11 protein-coding genes are annotated in these 12056 nt (G+C 42.5%); 3 read left to right on the top strand and 8 right to left on the bottom strand.

The annotated features are described in order from the left end of the window. Positions 1 to 14 precede the first annotated feature (14 nt). Complete coding sequence (gene recJ, locus JMX96_RS03695; protein ID WP_201567405.1) at positions 15 to 1853, bottom strand: single-stranded-DNA-specific exonuclease RecJ; 1839 nt, start codon at positions 1851 to 1853, stop codon at positions 15 to 17. 317 nt (positions 1854 to 2170) lie between these two features. Here recJ and JMX96_RS03690 point away from each other — a divergent pair, with 317 nt between their 5' ends. Beyond that, positions 2171 to 2686, top strand: coding sequence for a hypothetical protein (locus JMX96_RS03690; protein WP_057760892.1), 516 nt, complete (start codon positions 2171 to 2173; stop codon positions 2684 to 2686). A gap of 184 nt (positions 2687 to 2870) precedes the next feature. Continuing rightward, a complete protein-coding gene (locus tag JMX96_RS03685; protein WP_201567403.1) occupies positions 2871 to 3260 on the top strand; it encodes a hypothetical protein in 390 nt (129 codons plus the stop codon). A 98-nt stretch (positions 3261 to 3358) separates the two neighbouring features. On the opposite strand, the gene JMX96_RS03680 is transcribed toward JMX96_RS03685, so the two are convergent. The 3 genes from JMX96_RS03680 to uvrB all read right to left on the bottom strand — a co-directional run bounded on the left by JMX96_RS03680 (position 3359) and on the right by uvrB (position 7489). Next, entirely contained in the window at positions 3359 to 3736 is a 378-nt protein-coding gene (locus JMX96_RS03680) for a hypothetical protein (RefSeq protein ID WP_057760896.1), read from the bottom strand. Between the two features lie 283 nt (positions 3737 to 4019). Continuing rightward, positions 4020 to 5072, bottom strand: a complete 1053-nt coding sequence (locus tag JMX96_RS03675; RefSeq protein WP_227676895.1) for a pyridoxal phosphate-dependent aminotransferase — start codon at positions 5070 to 5072, stop codon at positions 4020 to 4022. 305 nt (positions 5073 to 5377) lie between these two features. Beyond that, positions 5378 to 7489 (bottom strand): excinuclease ABC subunit UvrB, encoded by a 2112-nt coding sequence (gene uvrB, locus JMX96_RS03670; RefSeq protein ID WP_201567401.1) that lies wholly within the window; start codon positions 7487 to 7489, stop codon positions 5378 to 5380. A gap of 482 nt (positions 7490 to 7971) precedes the next feature. Here uvrB and dps point away from each other — a divergent pair, with 482 nt between their 5' ends. Continuing rightward, positions 7972 to 8454 (top strand): DNA starvation/stationary phase protection protein Dps, encoded by a 483-nt coding sequence (gene dps / locus JMX96_RS03665; protein ID WP_201567399.1) that lies wholly within the window; start codon positions 7972 to 7974, stop codon positions 8452 to 8454. 158 nt (positions 8455 to 8612) lie between these two features. On the opposite strand, the gene JMX96_RS03660 is transcribed toward dps, so the two are convergent. The 4 genes from JMX96_RS03660 to JMX96_RS03645 form a co-directional block, all read right to left on the bottom strand. After that, positions 8613 to 9701: a cation diffusion facilitator family transporter gene (locus tag JMX96_RS03660; RefSeq protein ID WP_201567397.1), complete on the bottom strand. Its 1089-nt coding sequence runs from the start codon at positions 9699 to 9701 to the stop codon at positions 8613 to 8615. Between the two features lie 206 nt (positions 9702 to 9907). Next, positions 9908 to 10468 carry an acyl-CoA thioesterase gene (locus tag JMX96_RS03655; RefSeq protein WP_201567395.1) on the bottom strand — a complete coding sequence of 187 codons (561 nt, stop codon included), beginning with the start codon at positions 10466 to 10468 and terminating at the stop codon, positions 9908 to 9910. A 151-nt stretch (positions 10469 to 10619) separates the two neighbouring features. Next, complete coding sequence (locus JMX96_RS03650) at positions 10620 to 11030, bottom strand: DUF2177 family protein (protein WP_057760908.1); 411 nt, start codon at positions 11028 to 11030, stop codon at positions 10620 to 10622. A gap of 39 nt (positions 11031 to 11069) precedes the next feature. Then, positions 11070 to 11975, bottom strand: coding sequence for a LysR family transcriptional regulator (locus JMX96_RS03645; RefSeq protein WP_261863127.1), 906 nt, complete (start codon positions 11973 to 11975; stop codon positions 11070 to 11072). Positions 11976 to 12056: the final 81 nt, after the last annotated feature.

Genomic DNA, 12056 nt, shown 5'->3' with positions numbered 1-12056 from the left:
TTAACATTGTCATTTTACCCCTGCTCTACCACAGCCAAATCTTTGACCATCAGCTGTAAGCTTTGTTTGCCATTCCATTCATTGATGTCTAGCTGAAATAATAAATGGACTTGCTTGGCACGGTAATCCCACGCGTCATTATCGAAGTTAAAGCAAATGGCCTCTATCGGATATTGAACGTCTGGATAGCGCAGCGATAACTTAAGATGTTTGTCTTTTAAAATCTTGAAGCTCAGTACCTCAAACACACCATCAAATATTGGCGGTGCAAATCCATGACCCCAGATACTGGCATCGGCTAAATGCTCGGCAAACCATAAGCTAAAGTCACTCGCTTGCAAAGGTCCATCGGTGAATTTTTGCTCTGCAAATACCTCATCATCCATCTGAGCCATCACTTCATTAAAAGCTGTGACAAATGCCTCAAAGTTGCGGCGCTTGAGGGTTAAACCTGCCGCCATCGCATGCCCACCGAAGTGACTGATTAAGTCTGGATAGCGCTCCGCAACTTGTTCAATCGCATCACGAATATGTACGCCAGCGATAGAACGTGCAGAGCCTTTAATGGCACTATCTTCATCTGTTTGCTCAGTGTCTGCTGGCGCAAATACGATACTGGGTAAATAATGGCTTTCTTTTAGACGACCAGCGACAATGCCGATGACTCCTTGATGCCAGTCATCTTGGTACAGAATAATACTACGCGCACCTGAATTGCTGGACTTAGCAGTAGGGACAGCTTGAGCAATTGTGTCATCATTACTGGTATTGTTGTCGCTATCACCACTCACACTCTCGTCGCTATCATCTTTATTAGCCAGTGCTTGTACGATACTATCAGCTTGCGCACGCATCTCACCCTCTACATGACGACGCGTACGGTTCAGCTGCTCAAGCTCTTGTGCCAAACGTTGCGCGGTACTCCAGTCTTCGGTTAATAAGCACTCGATACCAATGCGCATATTGTCCATACGCCCAGCTGCATTGATACGTGGGCCTAATACAAAACCGAAATCCTGCGCATGAAGCTGCTTGGGATCACGGCCCGCTTGCTCAAGCAATGCCAATATTCCCATACAGCAGCGGCCTTGACGAATAGCTGATAATCCGTGATGTACCAAGATACGGTTGTTTTTATCCAGTACCCCAACATCTGCAATCGTCCCAAGTGCGACCAAATCTAAATATTGGCTCACCTGTACCGTAGACTTGCCAGCTTCGCGGCGCAGCTTTGCTAAGCGTCCGAGCACATAAAACGCGACTCCAACTCCGACCAATGCTTTACTAGCAAAGTCACAACCTAGCTGATTGGGATTGACCACCGCTTCCGCAGGTGGCGTCTCTTTGGTCGTGAGATGATGGTCAGTGATAATCACCGTAATACCATCAGCTTGGGCACGCGCCACCCCTTCGTGACTTGAGATGCCATTATCAACCGTCACTATCATATCTGGCTGAAAAGTCTCAATACCTAACTCGACAATCTCTGGCGTCAGGCCATAACCGTACTTAAAACGATCTGGTACTAGGAAATCAACGACCGCACCCATCTTTGTGAGCGCACGCATCATTAAGGCTGTACTGGTGGCACCATCACAGTCAAAGTCACCAACGATCAAGATACGCTGACGCTCATCAATGGCCACATCTAATAAGCGCACGGCTTCAGTGACACCGTGCAATGCCTCAGCAGGCAATAGACCTGACAGGCTAGTCTCCAGCTCATCAGGCGCAGTGATACCTCGCCCTGCATACAGACGGGCAAGCGTGAATGATTGAGCGGCAAATGGTTGCAGCGCGGCGGGCAACTCGTCGATGCGAGTGCTGGTATAACGGGGGGTTAAATTTAGCATGAGGGTATTCTACTGGCTTTAGTAGAGGCTCACAATGACAATTTATACTACCTCTGTATATCATTAGGCATTGTGCAACCTGATGAATAATGCCCATATATTAGTGATAATTGAGACTGCCATTTTTATAGCTTATACAAACCACATTCATTTAATCACTTACAAAAAAGGTGCACAGTGTGAGTAATTTCATTCATTTTGCTACAAAGCAATGATTGTAAGCCACGCATAAATCCATAAAATAGTAAGCAACTGAAGGATTTGTTATCTATTGAACTTTTTATCATTTATATTTTAATTATTTATAAGGACACTTTATGAAAACCACGCCACTTGCTGAAAAACTTCCAAATACTATCGACCCTAACCTAGACCTTGATAAGGTTAAAAAAGAATGTCAGGGAATGGTAAAAAGACGCGCTAGAGTTTCTGCTGGTGTAGCGGTTGTGCCAGTGCCATTTTTTGATGTGGCAGTTGATGCAGGGATGTTGACGCAATTGATTCCAGAAATTAGTGAGCGTTTCGGTCTCATTGAAGACCGTCAATCAGCCATTAATCTGGAATCTCGCGAAGTGCATTGGAGCGCAGTAAAAGACCGTACCGTAGATTTCGCTGGGCTAATGGCAACACGTGGCATCGTCAAAAAAACCATCCAAGGTTTCGGTGGTCGTATCGCTGCCAAACAAGTGACCAAGTTTATCCCACTTGGTGGTCAACTGGTTGCTGCAACTATGGGTTATACGATTTTTAAGAAAATCGCTAATGACCATATCAATGAATGCTATAAATTGGCAAAAGATATTCAGCAAAAAGAACACGGCAAAAACGTGTAAATAAGCCGAATAGCTTAGTCTATATCAAGCCAGTTAAGTGATTACTTAGCTGGCTTTTTTGTGGTTAATACATATAGGTTATAGAGTTTTAAAATAACATGCGCTTGTGGTTAATGATGTCATTGCTAGGTTTTACTGATAATATACAGCTTTATTTATGACAGACACCTTAAAGGACTAACTTATGAAAAAAATCTTGGCTTCAACGATGATGTTAGCGACTTTTGCCTTGGCGGGATGTACCACAACAGGTGCGACAAACAATGGTACAGGTACAGCAATCGGTACTGCAAATGAGATCGGCATGAATGTTTTTAGAGCTGCGATCGACAACCAATGCCGTAGCCAAATTGAAAAACAAAACGCGTGGCGTGTTGCAAGCGTCGCCATGACAGAAGCACAGCAAGAATCTGTTAAAACCAATGTTTGTGGGTGTGTCAGTGAGCAAGCACCGCAGCAAGTAACCATTGTTGAGCTGGGCAATGCCGCGATTGACTCTCAGTACCGTACTCAGTTAGTCGCACAAGTCGTCGCCAAATCTCTACAGAGCTGCTATACAAGCTTTGTTCAATAGAACAATCAAATTATTCAATAGAATAAAAAATAATAAAAAGGGTGCGTTATACATAACGCACCCTTTTTATTGCTAATAGATTGGTTCAATTAATTAGCCTAAAATTTATTTGTATCAGATGGTTGAGACGTTATAGAAGCCGTAAAAGGCAATGATTGGCTACGACGGAAATACTTCGAGGTGCTATCAATGATTTTATCTACTTCCTTAATTAAATCATTAATCACGTCATCATAGATACCATGATATAGCTCTTTTTCAAATGCTGTAAATGGGTGCTTGCGCGACGCTGAACCCACCTCAGTGACACCGTCTTTACTATAAAAAATATCTACGCGACCATCACTATTCAACACACAATTTAATAGTCCGCCTTCAATTTCCATCTCTACGCGTTCTGGCATAAAAATATAGTCATCTACATTGATAAGCTTTTTCTCTACTTCTCGTTTAAAAAATGATTTGATATCGAACATAGGTACATCCCTAACTTTATAATTATAAGATACGTGAGCATGCCGAGCACTGTTACTCAGTATTCATCTGCGTGATTAACGGGTCATGCTTTACTCAGTTATCCTATAAGATAGCGTTAGATTATTTAAGGTGCGATATGTAAAACTGCGTTTGATGTTGGTAAAAATGTGCGCTTAACTTTGGCTTCAATACAGTTCCAACAACCGAAATAAACACAACAAAAAAGGAAGCTACCAATAAGCAACTTCCTTTTTTATTATTGAACTCCATTAACTGACTTAATTAGACCCAGCCCTTCTCACGGAATGATTTGAGTACTTCTACAAATACTGCCATCTCATCAGGTCTGCCAAGTGTTAAGCGATTAAAGCCAGTGATTGGCGCAAACTCACGCCCGACCGCAATACCATGCTCACGCATTCTGTCGATATAGGTTTGTACATCGCCTTTTATCTCATGGAATATAAAACTGGCCTGTGATGGCAAATAGCGTAAGCCAAGCTCATCTAATGTTTGCTCAACCAACTGACGCGATTGATTGGTCGTACGTAAGCTCAATGCTAAAAACGACTCATCATCAAGGGTCGCTAATGCAGCTACAGCACCTGACAAATTGGTATTATCAATTGAGATAAATGCTTCTAATCTAGCAATCATTTTCGGGCTAGCAACTGCATAGCCGACGCGCATGCCAGCGAGTGCACATAGCTTTGAGAAAGTACGCACCACAATAATATTTTCTGAGTACTCCTCTCGTAACCATGTAACACCACTCTCAAAACTTGGATCAGTCACATATTCCGAATAAGCTTCATCTAATAAAAAGTAATGGTTACTTGGTGTATGCCCTACCCATTCTTTGAGCTTTACTGTGTCAGTAATAGTCGACGTTGGGTTGTTTGGATTGCACAGATAAAACAAGCTAATACCGTCAAAGTCATCAGCCACTTTTTGCATGCTTTGCAAGTCAAAGGCATAATTTTCAGTCATCAGCGGTACTTTTACCACAGGTACATCGATAGATGTCGCATACAACTCAGCATAGGCAAAGGTTGGATGCGGCACGATAACTTGGAATTTTTTGCCTGCTACTAATGCTTGATTTTGTAGCATTTGGACGACAGTACGAATATTTTCACTAGAGCCACTGCCTAGAGAAATTTGACTCTCTGCTACACCGTTTATCTCAGCGACTTTGGTAATCAGAGCCGAACGTTGGTCATCGGGATAACGAAAGCCGATGTCTAAAGAGTCGATAACGGCTTGTTTGGCCGCATCTGACATGCCGAGTGAATTTTCGTTAGAGTTTAATTCTATTAAGTTGTTGGTAAGCACAGTGAATAATACGCCTAGATTATGTCCATTCCAAAAATTTAGTCTGTGTTGATAATATGAGCTATGAGAACGATAAGCCTAGCCTAGCTTAACAAGATCATTACTCACGCTCAGCTTTTTAGCTTGTGCCTTAAATTTTTGAAATATTATATGGATGGTGAGGTTTATGCGGATATGGTAAGTGGCAATGCGTTGTATTACAAGTATTCTGCACATTCCGATATTGAATAAACCACAAAAAAGTGAGGTACTCAAAAAGCACCTCACCTACGCTATTGTTTAGCCTTAATATTTAACCCAAGCTATCAGATTAAGTGTGCTTTTAACTCAAGCACTTTATCACGCGTTTTTGCTGCTTCTTCAAACTTCAAATCACGCGACATTTGCTGCATTTGCTTCTCTAGACGTTTGATTTCTTTGGCAAGCAGATCAGGACTACGCAAGATATTGATATCGACATCTGGCAAGTTACTCTTAACTGGGATAGCTTGATTGTCATTGGCATCCAAGCTTTCACCCGTATCAATCTTGTCCGTGATACTACGACGAGCACCTTTTGGCGTAATGTTATGCTCAAGGTTAAAGGCAATTTGCTTATCACGGCGACGATCCGTCTCATCTATCGCCTTTTGCATACTTGGCGTAATGCGATCGGCATAGAGAATGGCTTTACCATTCAAGTGACGGGCGGCACGACCAATCGTCTGAATAAGCGAACGCTCTGAACGTAAGAAGCCCTCTTTATCAGCATCAAATATCGCTACCAGTGATACCTCAGGCATATCCAAGCCTTCGCGTAATAAGTTGATACCGACCAACACATCATGCACGCCAGTACGGAGCTCATGGATAATCTGCATACGCTCAACAGTATCGATGTCCGAATGTAGATAGGCGACCTTTACATCATACTCTTTGAGGTAACTGGTCAGATCTTCTGACATACGCTTGGTCAATGTGGTAATCAGTACACGCTCGTCCTTTTCACGGCGTTTGGTAATCTCTGATAGCACATCATCAACTTGCGTCAAGACAGGACGTATCTCGATCTCAGGGTCAATTAGACCCGTCGGACGGACGACCTGCTCAACGACTTGCTCGCTGTGCTCAAGCTCATACAATGCTGGCGTGGCACTGACATAAATTGTTTTGGGCTTGATACGTTCCCACTCTTCAAACTTCATCGGGCGGTTATTCATCGCACTGGGTAATCTAAAACCATAATTGACCAAGTTTTCTTTACGCGATCTATCGCCTTTATACATCGCACCAATCTGTGAAACCGTCACATGCGACTCATCCAGGAACAGTAAGGCATCTTCTGGAATATAATCAAACAACGTCGGCGGTGCTTCTCCTGATGGACGGCCAGAGAGATGCTGCGAGTAGTTTTCGATACCGTTACAGTAACCAAGCTGCTGAATCATCTCTAAGTCGTACTGGGTACGCTCTTTGAGACGCTGTGCTTCAATCAGTTTGTTGTTGTCACGGAAGTACTCTAAACGCGGCTCTAGCTCAGCACGAATCGTGTGGCTGGCAGCTTCTAGCTTATTACGCGGCGTCACATAGTGCGACTTTGGATAAATGGTAATACGTGGCACGCTGCGCACCGTCTTACCCGTCAAGGGATCAAACCACGTAATCTTCTCAACTTCGTTATCGAATAAATGCACACGTACGGCTAGCTGCTCAGACTCAGCAGGATAAATATCTAACAGCTCTCCACGCAAGCGATACGTACCACGACCAAAATCTAGCTCATTACGTGTGTACTGCATCTCAACCAAACGCTTGATAGTCGCTGTACGGTCGATGTTATCGCCTACAACGACATGCAGTAGCATTTTTAGATAGCTCTCTGGATCACCCAAACCATAGATACAGGATACCGAAGCGACGATGATCGCATCACGGCGCTCTAACAAGGCACGCGTGGCTGACAGGCGCATCTGATCAATATGATCATTGATAGCGCTGTCTTTTTCGATGAAGGTATCACTAGCAGCGACATACGCTTCTGGCTGATAGTAATCATAATAGCTGACGAAATATTCGACCGCATTATTAGGAAAGAACGATTTGAACTCACCATATAGCTGAGCGGCTAGCGTTTTATTATGCGCCATAATAATGGTTGGGCGCTGAGTTTCAGCGATGACCTTTGCCATGGTATAGGTCTTACCAGAGCCAGTCACACCTAGTAGCAACTGCTCGTCCATGTTCGAATTGATACCGTTAACCAGCTTTTTGATGGCTTGCGGCTGGTCGCCTGCTGGCTCAAAGTCAGTAACCATCTCAAAGGCACGACTTGATATTTGCGTCCCTGACGCATTAACACCACTAATTTCAGCTTCGCCTTGGAGCTGAGTGGCCAATTGATTTAACTGACGCGATGAGCGCGGTTCAGGCATTCGCATAATGGCTTTCTTCTTCTTAAGGTTTATAACAATATGGGGTCTGAGCAGCGGTTTTTAAAGGAGGATAAGGAGTCTTATCCTATAGTCGAAACGCTCTCTCGCTGCCCAAAACATGAGTATATAAATGTACGATTTATCAAAAGTTAAAGCCTAATATTAGCGGATAAAACTTACATCGTTATAAAAAACGCACACAGTATTTGATAAATTTACAAAGCTTTTCATGGTTAACAAACTCGTTACACGACCACCTAACAAAGCCTAACACTCAACGGTTCCAACACTGAGTTAAGCTGCTATTATCGTTATTGAATTAACAAGTTGATGACTTCTAAGTATTAGTGATCAGTACTAATGAATTGATAGCTGTACAGCAATTCTTATCATTAGTTTTAACTTGATTGTCATCGAATAGAAGACCAATAAAAATACATTGAACTTTCATTCAATATAATAATTTTAAATAAATGACGGAGTAAAATATGAGAGAACGTTACGCAAGTGGTATTTCAGACGAAACTGCGAAAAAAATGATTGATTTGCTAAACGCTAACCTAGCAAACGTTATTGATTTGACCTTAGATGGCAAACAGTGTCATTGGAATCTACAAGGTACTGGCTTTATCGGTGTGCATCAATTATTAGATGAGACATCAGATCGTATCCTCGAAGTATCAGATACTATCGCAGAGCGCATTGTGATTTTAGGCGGTCAACCAAACGGTTTAGCAAGTCGCGTAGTGAGAGAATCTATTTTAGATGACTACCCAACCGATATCACTGAAGTAGATCAGCATGTTCGTGAGCTAACAAGCCGTTATAAAAAAGTCGCAGAGACATTGCGTGAAGCGATTGCTACTGCTGGCGACGCAGGTGATGAAGACACCGCTGACTTATTTACAGAAGCTAGCCGTATCATCGATAAAGATGCATGGTTCATCGGCGCAAACGCGCCGAAAAAATAGTATCGTTTAAGTTAAATAATTACTAAGTACTAGAGTCATAAAAAAAGCCGTCATGATTGACGGCTTTTTTTTGTTTGGTGTTTTGTTAATTTAAAAAGAATACTTAGAAGCATTCGATAAAACATACATATTACATATTCAATTCATCAAACCCCAGATTAAATATTCTCTAAACTTAGTAGCTCAGCGTTAGGTTCTGACAGCGTCAAGATAGCCTCTTGAAAGACTGGGTTACCTCTGAATAAATTTTCAATCTCTTCAAACTTCTGAGCGATATGTTCTTCTTTTTGATTCCCTGCGATATCTACTGCTGCCACCATAAATATCTTTTTTGGGCCGACCCACTCTAGGTGCAGATAGGACACACTATCGATATCTGGATGATTCAACAGCTCGCTCAAAACATATTCGTGCATACGGTCAGTGACTCTATGTCCGACCAAGAAATCTCGGTTACGACTGATCAAAAATATGGCGACAATGCCCAATAATAGCCCGACGATGATAGACCCTAACGCATCCCAATATGGTTCACCCGTATAAGCGTGCATACCCATAGCAGCAGCGGCAATCACCAAACCGATAACCGCTGCTAAATCTTCAAAGAATACACCGCGCAACGTTGGGTTAGACGTATCTACGACATAGCCAAGCGCACTGATATCAAGCGCTTCACCATGTTTTTTACTTTGTCTGTAAGCCTGAACCAATGAGATCCCTTCGAGCACAAATGCCACTGCCAATACGATAAAGCCAATCGTATAATTAGCCTCAGACTCAGTAGCGTTCCATTCCTTAATACCGGTATAGATAGAGACAATCGAACCTGCCGTAAATACACCAAAAGCAGCAATCATCGACCAAACATAAGACTCTTTGCCATAGCCTAACGGATGGCTTTTATCAGCAGGTTTGATGGATTTTTTTTCTGCGACGATTAGCAAAGTACCATTGCCAGCATCCGCCCATGAATGAGCTGCTTCCGCAATCATAGAGGCTGAGCCTGTCATAAAGGCGGCAACAGTTTTTGCGATAGCGATAACCAGATTGGCCCCGACCGCAATCAACACAGTGATCAGTGAGCCTGAATACTCATCATTAGTTTCAGGGCTTTGATTAAGGGTATGTTTTAGTTCAGGATCATTTGAAATTTTAGGATTACCTGCCCCACGCGCGCGAGGTGTTTGCGCCTTAGGAGAGGCTGGTAAATGGCGCTGGGGATTAGCAATAGATGGCTTTAGACTCATGCTAGACTCACTGAAATAACGTATTGATAGTAGAATTTTGCCATAGATGAATGGCTTGAAATCTATATCAGCTTAAAATAAGCGCTCTACAATAACAGTGTCTTTTTAGTGAGTCGTTGTATGAATTATTAATTCAATAAAATTAGATAACTTTATACAATTTTAGATAGCTTTAAATAACTTTAGATAGCTTTGAATAACTTGGGCTACTTTTCTACCTCGGCATCTGCTTCGTGTTCGCCAAACTGCTTGTTAATTTCTTCGAAATCACAACTTGGACGATGCGAGCTTTCCATACGCAGCTTCTTTCGTTCTTTAGCTGCATCAGCTCGACATTGCTGCATCTTGTTTTTGATATCGAGTGGCGGTGCGGATGTCGGTTTACCATTGTCATCGATAGCCACCATCGTAAAGTAACAGCTATTGGTATGACGAACAGTACGACCACGCACATCTTCTGCTTCGACGCGGATACCTACTTCCATTGAAGTGTTACCAACATAATTGACACTGGCTGCAAAAGTAACCAACTCACCTACATATATCGGCTCACGGAACATCACCTGATCGACAGACAGTGTCACCACATAATTACCACTATAGCGACTGGCACAAGCATAAGCGACCTGATCAAGCATCTTGAGCAAATCCCCACCATGCACATTGCCAATGAAATTCGCCATATCAGGCGTCATCAGTACTGACATGTATAGCTCGTGGTTTAACGGGGCTTTTTTGGCAGTGGAGCTGGTATTGTATTGCGGCATAATATTCCTTAATGGTTTGACACTTATTTATTATGTCTACCATTTATACAGCAGGTCGCCATATAGCACAAACAGACCTCTGTCATTGGACAGTCTAAATTGTGTAAATCAGGGCTATTTAAACAGCGTTATATAGGCCAAGATATAAGCATTAGCTTAACCAATGAAAGCGATACGCAAGCCATGCCACTATCGCACTCACTGAACCGGTCAAAATACCACCCCATACAAAGTCAACCAACGCTGTATCTAGCGTAAAGCCTTTATACAGTGCCAAATTGGTAAAGTCATATGTCCCGTAAGCCATCAAGCCAATCAGCCCGCCGAGTAAGAAGATATGACCAACGGATGCGCCAGCTTTAATTTGCGGATATAAAACCAAAATACAAAGTGCCAATATATAAAACATATAAAACACGCCAGCGGCCATCATGTTTGGCTCATCAGCCAATAGATGCCCGATACGCGACTCATAAAAGGCGCCTTTCATAGTCGTTAGCCATACAGCATCGACACCCAAAAAGATAACCACAGCAGCGAGATAAATAAAAACGTAACCCATGATATTACCTCTTATAAAATGAATAAAAACGGATAAAAGTTACAATGTTAATCTTGGTTGGATAAAGTCTAAAAATGCCAGAATACGCGAAGATACGGCACTGTTTTTGTAATATACCGCCTGTATGGCTTCGCGGTTATTTGGTCTGACTATCGCTTCAGGCAATACTTCAACCAATCTGCCAGACTCCAAATCTTCACCAATCATAAAATGTGACAGTAAAGCGATACCTTGGTGATTTAAACATAGTTGACGCAAGGTCTCGCCACTACTGCCAGTCATATGAAAATTGAGCTTCACTGATGTTTTTAGTGGCCAACTATTTAGTTTTGACGCATCGTTAAAGCCAATTAATTTATGAGTGCTCAAATCCTCAATATTCAAATCATCAATATGAGCTACTTCATTATGCTGATATAAATATTCAGGACTGGCTACTAGCCGCAGCTTACTGTTACCTAATAGACGCGCATGCAGATTTGAGTCTTTTAAATCGCCAATTCTGATAGCCAGATCCGTCTTGTGCTCAAGCAAATCAATAATATTGTCATGCGAGGTAAGGTCGAGCGTAATGTGTGGATATTGCGCCACAAAATCACCAACCAAAGGCGTCAGTTGATGAAAGACAAACGGGCTGGCGGCGTCAATTCGTAGATGCCCACTCGGCGCTTGTTTTAACAGCTTAATCGCCTCTTCACCGGTATATAACGTATTTAAACTCTCACGCGCATATCTTATAAAGACATGCCCTTCCTCCGTCAGCTCCAAGCGCCGTGTCGTTCTATTTAGCAGCGTGCATTGCAGTGTATCTTCGAGTCTGGACACTGCACGAGATACCTTAGCTACTTGCTGATTCAGTAAGTTGGCAGCGCCAGTAAAGCTGCCCGTGTCTACTACCGTCAAAAATATCTCTATATCTTCTGTTTTAGCATGTCCCATCATCATGATTACCTTTACAAAATTAACAAAGGTATTTTGTCATTTATGCTGTTTTTTGCAAACTATAAATCGGTCAAACTACGCGCA

Origin of the sequence: Psychrobacter sp. JCM 18900 (genome assembly GCF_904846625.1) — a bacterium.
Taxonomy (GTDB): domain Bacteria; phylum Pseudomonadota; class Gammaproteobacteria; order Pseudomonadales; family Moraxellaceae; genus Psychrobacter.
This window is presented reverse-complemented; position numbering and strand designations above follow the sequence as displayed.